Below are 15,884 nucleotides of genomic sequence, written 5' to 3'. Positions count from 1 at the left end.
TTCCAAGAAATCTCGCTTTGATCGTCTCCGTGGTGACCAGAAGACCATCTTTTAAAAGGCTATCATAGGTTTTATAAAGTTGTGCTTTGGTTTCATCAATTTTTTTATTGATCTGCCGGCTTTCAGCACTACTACCGGTAAGTTTACTTGCAGATTGGTTCCACTTGTCCACCGGAATAGTTCGTTTTAAACTAATTTCCAGGGATTTGCCGTTAACGGTAATTCGGGCATAGAGGAGGGCTAATTCTGGTTGTTTTTTCTTTTTGCGAATGAAAAAAGAAATGGAAAAGGTTTGACTGGTACGCATAGTTTTGTTGTTTAAATGAAACAATTAATTAAGGCGAAAGTCAAACTACCAATACATAATTATGGAGTACCGGTAAGCTAAAAATACAAAAAAATAACTCACGATAAACTCACAAATTCACCGTGAACTCACGATAAACTCACATAAAATTTAACACTATTTGTTAATTTTTGAGCACAAAAAGAAAGGGTAACTATATGAAAACCATATAATTACCCTTTTTTTATGTTAAAATATAACTTGTAAAAGTCGGGGTGGCAGGGTTATTTTTCCCCTCCCGTATACCTAGTAAATACAGTACTTTTCCTTTTTTTCTTTCCTCCAGGTAACCGAATAGGTAACTTTCAGAATGATTAAATTGACTAACCAAATGTAATAATTTTAATTTCATTTATTAAAAGTCAATAATGGAATTCGGTTATATGGCATGCCTTTCAAGTCTTTTAACTGTTGTGGTAGTCATATTTTCGAGAACTTAAATAATAAGATATCAGACCATCATTACCTCCAATACCCTTTTCATCGATTTTTGAGATCCAGGATTTAAGACTTTTAAGTAATGTTGATATTTTTCTAATGTAGATTCGTCGCATCTTTTAATATCAGTTATAAATTCCGTTAAGTAACCGTCAAAAGGAGTATTAAATATTGGTTTCTCCAGAAATTTAATTATATCATAATGTCGAGAGTCCTCCGAAATTATTTTATACAATTCTAATACAGTCTGCTTTTCGCCCTCAAGAAGTTGAAAAAAATTATTTTCATTATATAAAAGTATACCCGATATATCGTGATTACGGTTAAATTTCATGGTCCTTTTCATTATATTGGTTACTTCCGGGTCTGTTAGGTCTTTATTTGCAGTGCTAACGTAGGATATTGCATATCTCATAATCTCGAATTTATATTTCTAAGGTTGATTTTAAATTTTTTCCGGCGGAAAAATAATCAAGCTATATTACATTGTTTTGTATTTGCTTTTTAAGGGGTCTTGATATTCTGTAATTTACGTATAACCAGAATGTTAGTTTGGTTGCTCATCCCAATTGGCAAACAAATAACCTTATTGAGAATTTTTGTTAAAAAGGTGGTGTTACATAAAACAAACCCGTTAACATCTAATAAAGTTGGAATTAATTCCGCCTTAAACATCTTTTTTTTATTGCGACCATCGGGAGTAATCAAGATTGTGTCCACAGACACACATCTTGAATTATATCCTGAATTTATTATTTATTGTATAAATCGATTTTCTGATTTAAAAAGTCAAGAACTCCCCGAGATTTTTAATTTAGGGTAATTGGGTAAATTATTTTTAAATAAAATATTACCCTATAACTGAAAACCCTTGACTGAAGAAAGGCTATTCAAAAAAAAAATGAAGCTCTCTGGTTTTTTTTCTTTTGCCCGTGAATTTCACATCAATTTAGCTTGTAGCATATCCATGTCGTCTCCAATCTTTTTATCTACCACCCGAGCATAGATTTGAGTGGTAGAAAGTTTTGTGTGTCCCAACAACTTGGAGACAGTTTCTATTGGAACACCATTGGAAAGTGTAACTGTGGTGGCAAAGGTATGCCTGGCCACGTGAAAACTAAGCTTTTTAGGAATCTTACATTGAGTGGCTATCTCCTTGAGATAACTATTGGTTTTTTGATTACTATAAACCGGAAGTAATTTTTCAGCCATTGGATCCCTATACTTTTCTATAATCTTCCTTGGCTTCTCTAGTAACGGGATTTTCATCGAGGTCTGGCTCTTTGCTCTTTGGCAATAAATCCATTCTTTTCCATTTACACCTTTTATGATGTTATCATAAGTCAAATTCCTAACATCGATATAGGATAATCCAGTGTAGCAGCAAAAAAGAAAAATATTCTTTGTTTGTTCTAGTGTTACCCGGGTGAATCTCGTATTTTCTATGAATTCCAGTTCCCTTTTGCTTAAATATGGCCGATCAAACTTTTCAAACTTCATTTTATAATTCCGGAAAGGATCCTTTTCCAACCATCCAAGTTTAATGGCTAAATTCGTGAGCTTTTTAAAACGCTCCAGGTGTTTCATAATTCCATTATTGCTCAATTGCTTTTTACCCTTCTTGTCTTTTTTCCTTCTTAGAAACTTTTCAAAGCCAGTAACAAATTCATAGCTTATATTCTTAAGATAAATATTGGTGGTTTTATGCTCCCTGGAGAGATAATCGAGTAAATATTTTTCTGTAGCTCCATAATTCTTCAAGGTTCCTGGCTTAAGAACATCTCCCATAGTAGTACTATGGTGATCAAGAACATCCTGGAGAGACTTAAAAGTCGAATCCGCCCCAAGAAAACGTGCTTTAATGGCCTGGGCGGTTATAACCTTGTCTTCTTTAAGCAGATCTTCATAGCACTGCAGTAATTTTGCGTACTTGGCATCCAGGTAATTATTTAAAGTAGTGGCCTCCTGGTTTCTTCCTTTTAACCTGTGGGCACGATCATCCCAGGATTCTGGATGACATTGTCTTCTTAAACTGATTTCTGCCCGCCGACCATTAACAGTTACTCTTGCATAAATAGGTGCGAGAGTGTCCTTTTTCTTGGCCAGATTGAGCCACAAGAGAATGCGAAAAGTGGGTTTTGATTTCATCGCCTTTGTTTTAGGTAACTGATTTAACATAATTGTAGAAAGTCAAATCACGCTAAAGCCCCAAGGCTACTGAAAGATAAGAAAAAATAGGTAACCGATTAGGTAACCGAATAGGTTACATTTTGTTTGATATCAAACAAAAAAAAATGATTCCCAGTATCTGTTAAAGTACTGAAAATCATTAATTTAGGTGTTTTTTGATGTCATTTGAGACTCAAAAAGTCGGGGTGGCAGGATTCGAACCTGCGGCCTCCTGCTCCCAAAGCAGGCGCGATAACCGGGCTACGCTACACCCCGAGTATTTCTTAATCGCGCTCGGCGCGATAATGAGGTGAAACCTGTACTGAGTAAGTCTCGAAAGCGACATACTGAAGGGCTACACCCAGAGAAAACAACTTGCGTTGTGTTTTCAATTCAATTTTTAGTCTTTTCCGTTCCAAAATACACTGAAGCAGTCGGGAAGCGGAGGAAATCTATCCCTGTCTTTTCTTTCGAAAAGGAGAATAAATAATCCACAGACTAAAAATCTTGCGGAGAGACCGGGATTCGAACCCGGGCATCCAAAAAGGATGACAGCTTAGCAGGCTGCTGCATTACCACTCTGCCACCTCTCCAATATTAATGAACGTCGCAATTATTTTGCGGTTGCAAATGTAACTTTTACTTAGGTAGCTTCCAAACTTTTTTGGGCTAAAACATCCAATAAAAATACAACATTTTATTAATCACTTTTGCTTCAGAATTTTAAGAAGAAAATTATTTAAATTTTATTGGTCTTCATCAATATTTTTAACCGGGAATTTTTCTCTAATTTTTTAATAGGGCAGTATTTAAACGGATAACAGGATCTAATCCGGCAAAACCCTGCTAAAAGTTTATCTTTAATTTTTTAATAAATTAGCCTTGCTTGAATCAAACTATATTATTCAGCTAACGAAATGTCTATGAAACAAAGTTTACTCAAAGAACCCATTCTTGAAATTGAACGTATTCTGGAATTAATTCCGCAGAAACCACCTTTTGTAATGGTAGACCGGCTTCTTAAATACACAGAAAACACCGGTAAGACCGGGTTTGTTATTCCAATGGATAATATTCTGGTGGAGGATGGTGTTTTTTCTGAACCCGGACTTATTGAGCATATGGCTCAAAGTATGTCCCTTTGGCGTGGGTACCAGGGATTTTTGTCTGGATTGGATAAACCAAAAACCGGCTTTATAGGTTCAATCAAATCGGTAGAGATCTTTGAATTACCAAAGGCCGGAAGCACGCTTACTACCAATGTGGAGATCCTGCAGGAATTTAAAAATGTGACTTCAGTAGGAGCACGGACAGAGGATGAGAGTGGAAAATTACTGGCTACTTCTGAAATGAAAACCGTCACGGTAGGTTAATTGAATTCTGAAAATTTCAGTGTAGGCCCAAAATTTATAAGCCCCCGTACCTTTAATCCTATTTTTCTATATATTTTAGTACGAATAACCAAAAAGAACAGATGCTTTTAAAAGACTTTTATTCGGTGGAATCTTCAAGGGAAGAAGATGGAAAATGTATTACCCACTTAAAAATCAATAAAAACCACCGGTTATATAATGGTCATTTTCCAAACCGCCCGGTGACCCCCGGAGTTATCTTAATGCAGTTGTTCAAAGAGGATGCTGAGCGTCGAATTGGGAAATCGCTGCAATTAAAAAATGCAAATAATATAAAATTTATGGCTGTGGTAGATCCTGAAATCCATAACGAATTGTTTCTGGAGTATCATTTTGAGGATAATAGCCAAGAAATCAGACTTAAGGGAATTGCTAAAACAAACGAGGGTATTTCCTTAAAAATCAATGCTATATACAAACTAATTTAATTACTTTCGCCGAAAATAAAATAGATTTGAGTAGTACACCTATATACCAATCCAGATTTGAGAAACTTAATTGTTGCATCCTTATCCCGACATACAATAATGAAAAAACTCTGGCAAGTGTCCTGCAGGACTTGATGCTTTATACTTCTAATCTGGTTGTGGTTAATGATGGTTCTACTGATTCTACTTCACAGATTCTTCAGGAGTTTTCTGCAATAAATATTCATCATTTTGAAGAAAATCAGGGTAAAGGTGAAGCTTTAAAGCAAGGCTTCAAAATCGCTGAAGCGCTTGGTTATGAATATGCGGTTACAATAGATTCTGATGGACAACACTATCCAGATGACCTTGATGTTTTTCTAGGCGAACTGGAAAATAAGAAACCCGGCACAGAGATTCTTCTGGTAGGAGACCGCAATATGACCCAGGACGGGATTCCGGGAAAAAGCACTTTAGGGAATAAATTTTCTAATTTCTGGTTTCTGGTTGTTACTGGAATTAATTTGACAGATACACAAAGTGGTTACCGCTTATATCCCCTTAAAACAATAAATGAAATAAGGCTTTATACCAAAAAGTTTGAATTGGAGATCGAGGTTATTGTGAAAGCAGCCTGGCGTAAGGTAAAAGTTAAAAACATCTCTATAAAAGTATTCTACGAAGAAGAAAACCGGGTAACCCATTTCAGGCCATTCTGGGATATTACCCGGATTACACTGCTTTATATCTGGTTTGTGCTGGTTAGTTTCTTCTATATTCACCCCAGGGATACTTATAATGATTTCAGAAGAAAAGGTTTTAAGCGTTTTTGGAAAGAGAACATTATCAAGAGCGATGAACCGGCACATAAAAAGGCTGCTGCGATCGCTTTAGGAGTCTTTGTTGGTATTTCCCCGTTCTGGGGATTTCATACGTTATTAGTTTTTACCCTTGCCGCAGCTTTCAAGCTGAACAAAGTAGTAGCTTTCTTATTTTCTAACATCAGTATTCCACCACTAATACCTTTAATTGTATATGCCAGTTACCAGGTGGGATCATTTATCACCGGAAGAGGCTTTAGATGGGAATTGCTGCCGGAAGATTTTGACTCGGCTACAGATTTGATCCAGGGATTTTGGCAGTACATAGTTGGAAGCTTTGCCCTGGCAGGAGTAATTGCGTTAACTCTTTGGGCAGTCTTTTATTTTATGTTCGCGCTTACGAAGCAGCAACAGGTGGTTAAGCCATAGCATTGTTTAATCAGGAATCAATTTAAAGCCTTAACCTTTCGACAGTCAAGAACTATCTTTTTATTCTCTTGGTTAGTGGTAAAGAAAAGATAGCGCTCTCCCCCATCTTTGATTCTGAGAAGTTTACGTAAACCTGCAACGCTTTCAGGAAAATTCCGGGTGGTAATATTTGCTTTTTTTTCTTTAAACTCCTTCTTTAGTCTAGAGGCCTTAAAGTCTTTTATACCAATTATTTCAAATCTTCTTCCGGGAAATTTTTTTAATTTTTCTGAAGTAAATAAATGCGAATTCTTATTCAGTTTGAAAGTCCCGGTTTTTTCAGCCAAACGTTCAAAAAGACCGCTTTTCATTATGGCAGCATTGGGTTCATAAAGGTATTTTTTGGGAAGGCTGAAGTTTAGTTCTGGTTTGTTTTCTATGGTTCCCGAAAATTCTTCGAGCTGATTTTTATTAAAATTAATAGTTTTAATTTGAAGAGAACCTGAAAAACCTTTCTCCATAAACCAAAGAAGCTCCTTCACTTCATTATTTACCGCCACTATATGAACCTCTGATCCGTATTTTAATTCTGCTATACCCGCCGTAATATCCAGAAGCGGGGAGGTTTTAATTAAAATTCTGCTGCTTTTGTTGAATAGAAGATCCAGGTTAGCCGGAATATTGGGGAGGCAATCTGTAAGTTTAAAAACCTTTCCGCCGTGGTCATCCCGCCTGGCAGGATCGGCATAGATCACATCAAAATCTTTATCGGTGATTTCCAGCGTTTTTATACCATCTCCTGGAATAACCTGTATGTTATCTTTCTTAAGCTGCTTGAAATTATGTCTTGCAATTTCGGCCAGCTCTTCATTTAATTCACAATAGACCACTTCTTTAAAACTTTCAGCAAAAAAATGATCATCGATACCAAAACCGCCGGTAAGGTCTATGAGTCGTTCTCCCTGAATTAATGAAGCCTTATATTTTGCAGTAATTTCTGAAGATGTTTGCTCCAGGTTTAATTTAGGTGGATAAAAAATGTTTTGGGTTTCAAACAAGGTAGGAATTTTTTTTTCAGCCGTTTTTAAGCCTGATATCTGCATAGCTATTTCAGCAGAAGAAACTTCGGGGAACGGGCTTCCTTTCAGCACAAGTCCCGTAAGATCCCTTTTCAGGTTTTTCCTGATAAAATTTTGGATTTCGGGTTTTAAAAGCGCTTTATTCAAAGCAGGAGATTTAAAGATCGCGGGTAAGTCTTTTTACAATTTTATATTCGCTAAGCGATTCCTTAGCGATAACTTTCAGGGCGGTGTAAACGGGTACAGCTACTACCATTCCCGCAATACCGAAAAGCAAACCAGAAATAAGTATGATAAGGAAGATCTCCAGAGGATGCGAACGTACACTCGCGCCAAAGATCATAGGTTGAGAAATAAAATTATCTATAACCTGACAAATTCCGTAACCCAGCATTACATAACCTAGTCTTGGTAAGATAACGGTAGAGAAATCGGCCCCCAGGAAACTGGAGATTACAAATAGAGCCATTAATATCCCGGCGAAAATAGGGCCCAGGTAGGGGATAAGATTTAAAAATGCGCAAATAAAGGCAATAGCCACAGGATTGTTTATCTCAAAAACAGTGAGTAAAATGGTGTATAAAATAAATAACACAGTAATCTGCAAAAAGAGTCCTACGAAGTAGCGCGAAAGCAATATTTTGATCGCGTTAAAAATCCGCTGATACTTCTTTTCCTCTCCACGGTTGGCGAAAACCAGGATAGAATTCAACATTAACTTGCTATCTTTTAGAAGGAAGAACGAAATAAAAATCACCGAGAAGATGGCAATTAAGGCTGCGCCTAAAATTCCAAATACATTGTTTAAAAATCTGGGTATTCCACCTATATCAAAATCCCGAAAGAATTCACTTTGGCGTAAACCTTCAATTATATTGATTTCTTGCACGCCCAGGTAATCATTGATCTCCTGATTAAGCACATTTAAATCGGCCCGAAAGGCTTCAATATCGATCTGTCCCAGGTGTTGACTTTGTTCAATAACAATTGGAACAAATACAAAAACAATTCCCACGAGTATAGAAAGCACAAGGAGTAACACCAGGACAACCGCCAACTTATTAGGTATTAAAAGCCGGTGTTTCAAAAATATCACCACCGGACGGCCAATAAGCGAAATTACCCCGGCAATTGCAATATAAATTAGTACAGATTGGATCATGTACAAAAAGTAAAGCAACAGGATAATTCCAACCATGATCCCGGTTGCACGCAGTATTCCGAATGTAATCGCTTTTGAATTCACAGGGTAAATATATTATTTCTTGTTGAAAGCAAGGATTGTTTTTGTTATTTCATAAAGGGCGATGCCTGCCGCCTGCGCCACATTCATACTACTATTTTTTCCATACATATTGATATGCAGTCCTTTATCTGAAATTTTAAGTAATTTTTCATCTATTCCTGAAACTTCATTTCCTAGAATTAGACAAAGTGGACGATCTTGCTGATAATCAAAATCTCCAATTGGTACGCTGTCTGAAGTTATTTCAAGAGCATAAAGCCAATATCCCTGTGATTTTAAAGTTTCAGCGACTAGGAAACAATCTTCGTTAATTTCAATAAGCACTTTTTGATGTGTGCTTCTTGCAGTTTTTTTTAGACGGTTGCTTTGGAGGTTTGGGGGAGTCCCGGTAAATATTATTTTTTCCACATTAAAAGCATCTGCCAGCCTGAAGATACTGCCAATATTGGCCTCGCCGGTAATATTATCCAGTAAAAGAACAATGGGAAACTTTCTTTCCTCAAATTTATTTTGTTTGTGAATGAGCTGTATCAATTTTCGAAGACATATTTAAGGATGTTAGCACCCATTTTTAAGGCTTTAAGGCGAACTTCTTCCGGATCATTATGTACCTCGGGGCTTTCCCATCCATCACCAAGGTCGCTTTCTACCGTAAACAGAAGAACCAAGCGTTTTTCTTCAAAAATACCCAGGGCTTGTGGTGGTTTATTATCGTGTTCGTGAATTTTAGGCAAACCCTCAGGAAAATTATAAACCTGGTTAAAAATGGGATGGGCAGAGCTTATTTTCTGTAATCTCCTGTCTGGGAATACTTTTTTTAAGGCTTCCCGCAAATAAGGTTCCATTCCATAATTATCATCAATATGAAGAAATCCACCGCTTAAAAGATAATTTCTTAAGTTTTCAGCATCTGCATCGCTAAAATAAACATTCCCATGGCCGGTCATGTGAATAAAGGGATATTGAAAGATATCTGTACTTCCCGGGCTTACGGTTTCCGGTTTAGTATCAACGGAAGTTTTAGCATTTTCATTGCTGAATCTTATCAGGTTGGGTAGGGCGGTAGGGTTGGCATACCAATCGCCCCCGCCATCATATTTTAAAAGCGCGATCTTTTGCGGATAGGCCCCGGAAACTCCCAGAACTATCAGAAAAATGCTCAACCAAATCTTCATAGCAAATTTTGGATTTTGGTAAAAATAGGAAATAAATATGAGTGTTGAAGCTAGCCCTGATTGGTTAAGGCAACGGTATGGCAGGCAACGATAGCGGCCGTTTCGGTTCTTAATCTGCTATTGCCCAGGCTAACCGGTTGCCAGCCATGTTGCAATGCAAGCTGAATTTCTTCGGAAGAAAAATCTCCCTCGGGACCGATAAGAATTGTAGCTTCTGCTGAAGGCTTTATTTTATCTTTCAGTTGAAATCTCTGCATTCCTTCTTCGCAGTGCGCGATAAATTTTTGTCCTGAAAAATCTTTTTTTAGAAAATCCTTCAAACTTTCAGCTTCATTCAACCGGGGCAGACTATAATGCAACGATTGTTTCATAGCACTTTGCAAAACTCTTTCAAAGCGATTGAGCTTCACGTGCTTTCTTTCGCTGTGATCGCAAATAACAGGGGTGACCTCGTGCATACCAATTTCTGTTGCTTTCTCAAGAAACCATTCGTAACGATCGTTCATTTTGGTAGGAGCCACGGCAAGATGAAGCTGCCAGGAAGCAGGCTTTTCCTTTTCTGAAGCGATTATCGCTGCTCGACATCGGTTTGGGTTGGCATCGGTTATCTTTACCGTAAAAAGAGAACCGCGACCGTTTGTTACCTCCAGGACATCCCCGACATTCTTCCTTAAGACCTTTACGATATGTTTACTTTCATCCCGGAGGAATTCAATATCTTTCTGGTTCTCATCGATTTCAGGATTATAAAAGAGCTGCATGGCTTAGAATTTATAGCGTGCCTGGGCGGTTATGGAGAAATCGGCGAAATCTTTTTCAAGATATTTATAATGCCCTGCTATAGCGATCATCGCAGCATTATCTGTGGTGTATTCAAACTTTGGAATATAGCATTTCCAGCCGTATTTCTTTTCGGCTTCCATCAAAGCGTTTCTGATTCCGCTATTGGCCGAAACCCCACCGGCAATGGCAATACGGTTAATCCCGGTATGTTTTACGGCTTTTTTCAGCTTATCCATCAAAATCCCCACAATGGAATACTGAATGGAGGCACAAATATCCTCTAGATTCACCTTTACAAAATCAGGATTGTTTTTGGTTTCCCGTTGAATAAAATAGAGCACCGCAGTTTTAAATCCGCTAAAGCTGAAATTTAGTTCCGGCACTTTGGGTTTTGGAAATTTGAAGGCTTTCGGATTTCCGCTCTGGGCATATTTATCGATAAGAGGTCCGCCGGGATAGGGTAATCCTAAGATCTTTGCACTTTTATCGAAGGCTTCACCCACCGCGTCATCGGTAGTTTCGCCAATAACTTCCATCTGGAAATAATCGGATACTTTTACGATTTGGGTATGGCCTCCGCTAATGGTTAAGGCAAGAAATGGAAACTCCGGTTTTTCAAAAGCATCTTCTTCAATAAAATGGGCCAGGATATGGGCCTGCATGTGGTTTACGTCAATAAGAGGGATGCCCAGACCCATTGCTAAAGATTTAGCGAAAGAGGTTCCAACAAGCAAAGATCCCATAAGTCCGGGACCGCGTGTAAAAGCGATTGCATTTATATCTTTTTTAACGATATTTGCCTGAGTTATGGCCTGGTGGATCACTGGCACAATATTTTGCTGATGCGCCCTGGAGGCGAGTTCGGGAACAACCCCGCCATACTGCTTGTGGACCGCTTGTGTGGCCACAACATTAGATAAAATTTTACCGTTATGAAGTATGGCCGCAGCCGTGTCGTCGCAGGAAGATTCGATTCCTAAAATGTAAATATTTTGTGAAGCCATTAAGAAATACGGGGCATAGAAATTGTTAATATTGTGTACAAAGTTAAAACATAAAAGCGTATCAAAAAATTCTGGAAAATATTAACTAGAACCGTGGTTGCGCTGGTTTTATTTTTTATTCTACTTCTTATAATTTTCTCCATTCCGGCGGTACAAACTTCGGTTGCCGGGAGGATTACAAAAACCCTTAAAGAAAACAACGATGTTAATATTTCGGTGGAAAGGGTAAGTTTAGGATATTTTGGTAAAGTTAAGCTCAATGGTATTTTCGTGGAAGACCACCACGCCGATACGCTCATACATGCCCGACAGGTACGAACTTCAATTTTAAGCCTGTCAAATTTAATAGGCGGAAACCCTTCCTTGGGTTTTACCCAATTAGATGGATTTAGTCTGAAAATGAAAAAATACGCAAATGAGGATAAGGACAATCTTGCGATATTTCTCGACAAATTAAAAAGCGAGCCTACAGGGGATTCAACCGTGTTCAGGCTGGATGTAAGCACTGTTGAAGTTCTGAATGGTCACTATAGTCTTGTTAACGAAAACCTTGATAACCCTGAAATAATCGTTCTCGACAATTTAGCTCTGCTTACAAAAGATTTTGAGATAGAAGGGAGTAAGATTACCACCGAAATCACCAATATTAGAGGTACTGAAAAACGGGGTCTCAATATAAATCACCTAAGTACCGATCTTAGTTATTCTCCAACGGGAATGATCCTGGATGACTTTATTCTCCGAACCCCGCATTCCCTGATTAAAGCCGATTTACAACTGGATTATATCCTGAGCGATTTTTCTGATTTTACCAATAAGGTCCAGATAAGGGGTGATTTTGAAGAAACAGCTGTTTCAAGTTCAGATTTGAAAGTCTTTCACGATAGTTTTGGTGATGACCAGTTACTGGTTTTTGACACTAAATTAAGTGGTTCACTTAATGATTTTTATCTCGAGGATCTGGACCTAAAAGGAATGGACCGTAGCCGTGTTGATGGTAGAGTGAGGGTGGAAGGTGCTTTCTCAAATAGAGGAGAGAATCTGAGGATTGATGGTAATTTTAATGAGTTCACTTCAAATTATTATGATCTGGTGAATTTATTACCAGGGGACCTGCGTGGAAAATTACCGGAAAACATTCGGGATTTTGGAAATATCAGGATAGTGGGTGATGCTATTCTTACCAAAAACTCCTTGGATGCCGATATTGACCTCACCACCCAACTGGGAGATGCCGAGGCTTTCTTTACACTTAATAATTTCAGTAATGTTAAACTGGCAGAGTACAAAGGTAACCTGATTCTGAAAGAATTCAATTTAGGAAGATTGTTTAACAACGAAAATCTCGGAAAAACCAGTTTCAACTTAAATGTAGACGGCACAGGCTTCGACCAGGAAAGTTTAAGCACACGTCTGGAAGGCCAGATTTCCCAGTTGGAATTCAATAATTACAGCTATTCGAATATCAGGGTAATTGGTAATATGCGCCAACCGGTATTTAATGGTTTGCTTATGGCCAATGATCCTAATTTAAGGATGGAATTTAATGGCCTTGCTGACCTTTCTGAAGAAATAAACGTTTACGACTTTGAGGCTGCGGTTAGTTATGCTAATCTGAATGAACTAAACCTGGTAACCAGGGATAGTATTTCGGTTTTTAAGGGTGATGTGATTATGAATATGAAAGGCACTACGATAGATAATGCTTTTGGGGAGATACTACTACTTAATACCTCGTACCAAAATCAAAATGACCATTACTTTTTTGATGATTTTAGCATAGTTTCCAGTTTTGAAGGTCAGGTGAGAACTATAGAGATCAATTCCCCCGATGTGATTAGTGGCCAGGTACAAGGTGTTTTTCAGGTGGCCGAGATTGTTGACTTGTTTAAAAACTCCCTGGGAAGTATTTATACTAACTATGAGCCCGAAACCATAACCAGTAATCAGTTTATGGAATTTGATTTTGATATTTACAACAAGATCGTAGAGGTTTTTTATCCCGAAATTACTTTGGCTCCAAACACTTTTATTCGCGGCAGGGTGGAATCAGACGAATCTGAATTCAAGATCACCTTCAAGTCTCCCAGGATAGATCTATTCGGAAATATGTTGGAAAACGTGAATCTGCAGGTAGATAATACCAACCCCATTTATAACACCTATTTTGAATCAGATAGCGTTTCTACAGAAGTTTATAATTTTTCAGAATTCAGTTTTATTAATGTAACTCAAAGGGATACGCTTTTTATCCGCTCAGAATTCCAGGGAGGAAAGAAAAATGACGATGTGTTTAACATCAACCTTTTTCATACCATAAACGAAGAAAATAAATCGGTAGTAGGCATTCAGCGATCTGATATTCGCTTCAGGGAAAATATCTGGTATATCAATGAAGACCGGAATAAGAGCAATAAAATTGTTTTCGATAATAATTTTAAAAACTTTACAATCGATTCTTTGGTGATGAGCCATCAGAATGAAGAAATTAGACTTAGCGGAGTACTTCGGGATTCAACTTATAAAAATTTCAGTATGGAATTTGACAATGTGGATGTCGGTAAGATCACTCCGCAAATCGATAGCCTGAGACTGGCCGGCACCCTTAACGGAAAACTGGATTTGTTACAGGAGGATGGGGCCTATTATCCCAATACATCTCTACGCATTGATTCCCTGGATGTGAATGACAATCTTTTGGGGAACCTTGTAATCGATGTAGAAGGTAATGAAGATCTTACCAATTATAATATTGATGCGACCCTAAGAAAGGAGAACTTCGAATCACTGACGGCATTGGGAAATATTGATGTTAGTGGTCAGGAACCCAGCATTGATCTCGATGTGGAACTCAATCGCCTAAATATGGCAGCTTTTAGTCCGCTGGGTGGAGAAGTAATCAGTAATATAAGAGGTTTTGCTACAGGAAGCGCTGGAGTTACTGGAAATTACAAGAATCCAGAATTTTCAGGGCAGTTAAGTCTATTAGATGCAGGCCTTAGAATTCCTTATTTGAATGTGGATTTTGATTTCAGGGATGATGCCACGATTAACCTTACCGAACAACAATTCAATTTTGATCAAATTGGATTAGTGGACACTAAATATGGTACCCGTGGAACTCTTGATGGCTATATAAGGCATCGCAATTTCCGGGAATGGATGCTCAATCTCAATATCACAACAGACAGACTATTGGTGCTTGATACCGAAGCAAGTGAAGATGCTCTGTATTACGGAACCGCTTTTATTAGTGGAGAAGCAAGTATTAAAGGGCCTACCGATGAGCTTTTAATTGAAGTGAATGCCACCACTGAGCGAGGTACTGTTTTTAAGATTCCGCTGAATGAAACCGTATCGGCCGGAGATAATTCCTATATCTATTTCCTGAGCCCCGAAGAAAAAGCGGCGCGATTGGCCGGCGAACAAATCGTTACCAAAGAGGTGAAAGGTATAGAAATGGTTTTTGATCTGGATGTAACCAATGATGCTGAAGTGGAAGTGGTGGTAGATCAAACTAGCGGAAGCACGCTTCGCGGCCGAGGTGCAGGAAACCTGTTGCTAGAAATCAATACCAATGGGAAATTCAATATGTGGGGTGATTTTGTGGCCTATGAAGGAGTCTACAATTTCAAATATGCTGGTTTGGTGCAAAAGGTCTTCAATGTGGAATCTGGCGGAAGCATTAACTGGAACGGAAATCCGGCCCGCGCGCAACTGGATGTTCGGGCAATCTATGAACTTAATGCCAACCCTGCTGTTCTCCTTGAAAACCCCAGCATAAACCGAAAAATCCCGGTGGAAGTGATCATAGACCTTCAGGGAGAGATCATTCAACCCGATATCACCTTTGAAATTGATTTTCCTAATGCGAGCTCGGTGGTACGTTCAGAATTGGAATACAGGATGGATGACAGGGCGAGCAGGGAATTACAGGCACTATTCCTGGTTACCCAAGGGTCGTTTTATAGTGAATTCGGCCTACGTCAAAATGCCATTACAGGAACACTGGCAGAAAGAGCCTCCAGTATTGTTAACGATATTTTTGCCGATGAGGATGGCAAATTCCAGGTAGGCGTGAACTATGTTCAGGGAGACCGCACCCCGGATCAGCAAACTGTAGACAGATTCGGTCTTACCCTTTCAACTCAAATTAGCGACAGGGTGATTATTAACGGGCAGGTGGGGGTTCCTATTGGCGGAGTTACAGAGTCAATAATTGTTGGTGACCTGCAGATAGATTTTCTTCTGAATGAAGATGGGTCGCTAAGAGCAAAGGTTTTTAATCGCGAAAACAATATCCAATTCATAGGGGAAGAGATTGGGTTCACCCAGGGAATTGGGCTTTCTTATTCCGTTGATTTCGACACTTTCAAGGAATTGATTCAGAAGATCCTGAATCAGGAAAATATAAAATCTGAGGAAGAGGAAGAACAGGAAGAATCGCCAAAATCTATCGCGCCGGATTACATAGATTTCCCGGAAAAACGCTCCAATTAAATTGGTAGGAATTTGCCGGAATGATCCGAATTCACTTTTATTTTAAAAACTGCTATTTGTTGTTGTGTTAGCCATGAATTAAAATTTAATCCAGGT

13 protein-coding genes and 2 tRNA genes are annotated in these 15,884 nt (G+C 38.4%); 4 read left to right on the top strand and 11 right to left on the bottom strand.

Annotated features, from left to right (window positions below; translation table 11 throughout):
• From BM266_RS06150 to BM266_RS06125, 5 genes are all read right to left on the bottom strand, one after another.
• On the bottom strand, positions 1 to 307 hold a 307-nt coding region (locus BM266_RS06150; RefSeq protein ID WP_245760394.1), incomplete at its 3' end, for an Arm DNA-binding domain-containing protein.
• Positions 308 to 797: 490 nt separating this feature from the next.
• Entirely contained in the window at positions 798 to 1,199 is a 402-nt protein-coding gene (locus BM266_RS06145; RefSeq protein WP_093407200.1) for a BLUF domain-containing protein, read from the bottom strand.
• 524 nt (positions 1,200 to 1,723) lie between these two features.
• On the bottom strand, positions 1,724 to 2,932 hold the full coding sequence (locus BM266_RS06135; RefSeq protein ID WP_093407231.1) for a site-specific integrase: 1,209 nt from the start codon (positions 2,930 to 2,932) through the stop codon (positions 1,724 to 1,726).
• 222 nt (positions 2,933 to 3,154) lie between these two features.
• Positions 3,155 to 3,229: transfer RNA gene (locus BM266_RS06130), tRNA-Pro, on the bottom strand.
• A 234-nt stretch (positions 3,230 to 3,463) separates the two neighbouring features.
• Positions 3,464 to 3,546, bottom strand: a tRNA-Ser gene (locus BM266_RS06125).
• Positions 3,547 to 3,876: 330 nt separating this feature from the next.
• On the opposite strand from BM266_RS06125, the gene BM266_RS06120 reads away from it, so the two are divergent.
• The 3 genes from BM266_RS06120 (at position 3,877) to BM266_RS06110 (ending at position 6,022) form a co-directional block, all read left to right on the top strand.
• The gene (locus BM266_RS06120; RefSeq protein WP_093407195.1) at positions 3,877 to 4,326 is read left to right on the top strand and encodes a hotdog family protein; all 450 of its coding nucleotides are present in this window, start codon (positions 3,877 to 3,879) and stop codon (positions 4,324 to 4,326) included.
• A 101-nt stretch (positions 4,327 to 4,427) separates the two neighbouring features.
• Positions 4,428 to 4,793 carry an ApeI family dehydratase gene (locus BM266_RS06115; protein WP_093407192.1) on the top strand — a complete coding sequence of 122 codons (366 nt, stop codon included), beginning with the start codon at positions 4,428 to 4,430 and terminating at the stop codon, positions 4,791 to 4,793.
• Between the two features lie 26 nt (positions 4,794 to 4,819).
• Complete coding sequence (locus BM266_RS06110) at positions 4,820 to 6,022, top strand: DUF2062 domain-containing protein (RefSeq protein ID WP_093407190.1); 1,203 nt, start codon at positions 4,820 to 4,822, stop codon at positions 6,020 to 6,022.
• Positions 6,023 to 6,039: 17 nt separating this feature from the next.
• On the opposite strand, the gene BM266_RS06105 is transcribed toward BM266_RS06110, so the two are convergent.
• From BM266_RS06105 to tsaD, 6 genes are read right to left on the bottom strand one after another with little or no spacing between them, the layout of a single operon-like run.
• Entirely contained in the window at positions 6,040 to 7,227 is a 1,188-nt protein-coding gene (locus BM266_RS06105) for a class I SAM-dependent methyltransferase (protein ID WP_093407187.1), read from the bottom strand.
• A 10-nt stretch (positions 7,228 to 7,237) separates the two neighbouring features.
• Positions 7,238 to 8,278, bottom strand: coding sequence for an AI-2E family transporter (locus BM266_RS06100; RefSeq protein WP_394333117.1), 1,041 nt, complete (start codon positions 8,276 to 8,278; stop codon positions 7,238 to 7,240).
• A gap of 60 nt (positions 8,279 to 8,338) precedes the next feature.
• Positions 8,339 to 8,860, bottom strand: a complete 522-nt coding sequence (locus BM266_RS06095; protein WP_245760393.1) for a TrmH family RNA methyltransferase — start codon at positions 8,858 to 8,860, stop codon at positions 8,339 to 8,341.
• The gene (locus tag BM266_RS06090) at positions 8,857 to 9,501 is read right to left on the bottom strand and encodes a DUF4159 domain-containing protein (RefSeq protein WP_093407182.1); all 645 of its coding nucleotides are present in this window, start codon (positions 9,499 to 9,501) and stop codon (positions 8,857 to 8,859) included. Before BM266_RS06090 ends, BM266_RS06095 begins: the two co-directional genes overlap by 4 nt.
• 50 nt (positions 9,502 to 9,551) lie before the next feature.
• The gene (locus BM266_RS06085) at positions 9,552 to 10,262 is read right to left on the bottom strand and encodes a 16S rRNA (uracil(1498)-N(3))-methyltransferase (protein WP_093407180.1); all 711 of its coding nucleotides are present in this window, start codon (positions 10,260 to 10,262) and stop codon (positions 9,552 to 9,554) included.
• Positions 10,263 to 10,265: 3 nt separating this feature from the next.
• On the bottom strand, positions 10,266 to 11,288 hold the full coding sequence (gene tsaD, locus BM266_RS06080; RefSeq protein ID WP_093407177.1) for a tRNA (adenosine(37)-N6)-threonylcarbamoyltransferase complex transferase subunit TsaD: 1,023 nt from the start codon (positions 11,286 to 11,288) through the stop codon (positions 10,266 to 10,268).
• Between the two features lie 93 nt (positions 11,289 to 11,381).
• Between tsaD and BM266_RS06075 the strand changes: the two genes are divergently transcribed.
• Positions 11,382 to 15,788, top strand: coding sequence for a translocation/assembly module TamB domain-containing protein (locus BM266_RS06075; RefSeq protein WP_093407175.1), 4,407 nt, complete (start codon positions 11,382 to 11,384; stop codon positions 15,786 to 15,788).
• The last annotated feature ends 96 nt before the right edge of the window (positions 15,789 to 15,884 follow it).

Origin of the sequence: Salegentibacter flavus, assembly GCF_900115145.1 — a bacterium.
Classification (GTDB): Bacteria; Bacteroidota; Bacteroidia; order Flavobacteriales; family Flavobacteriaceae; genus Salegentibacter; species Salegentibacter flavus.
Note: the sequence above shows the minus strand (reverse complement) of the source record. Positions and strands in the feature narration are given on the sequence as shown.

Bases quoted from the DNA above. Each gene is read 5' to 3' on its own strand.
- BM266_RS06115 (WP_093407192.1), top strand. From the start codon at position 4,428: ATGCTTTTAAAAGACTTTTATTCGGTGGAATCTTCAAGGGAAGAAGAT.
- BM266_RS06085 (WP_093407180.1), bottom strand. From the start codon at position 10,262: ATGCAGCTCTTTTATAATCCTGAAATCGATGAGAACCAGAAAGATATT.
- BM266_RS06090 (WP_093407182.1), bottom strand. From the start codon at position 9,501: ATGAAGATTTGGTTGAGCATTTTTCTGATAGTTCTGGGAGTTTCCGGG.
- tsaD (WP_093407177.1), bottom strand. From the start codon at position 11,288: ATGGCTTCACAAAATATTTACATTTTAGGAATCGAATCTTCCTGCGAC.
- BM266_RS06135 (WP_093407231.1), bottom strand. From the start codon at position 2,932: ATGAAATCAAAACCCACTTTTCGCATTCTCTTGTGGCTCAATCTGGCC.
- BM266_RS06120 (WP_093407195.1), top strand. From the start codon at position 3,877: ATGAAACAAAGTTTACTCAAAGAACCCATTCTTGAAATTGAACGTATT.
- BM266_RS06145 (WP_093407200.1), bottom strand. From the start codon at position 1,199: ATGAGATATGCAATATCCTACGTTAGCACTGCAAATAAAGACCTAACA.
- BM266_RS06100 (WP_394333117.1), bottom strand. From the start codon at position 8,278: ATGGTTGGAATTATCCTGTTGCTTTACTTTTTGTACATGATCCAATCT.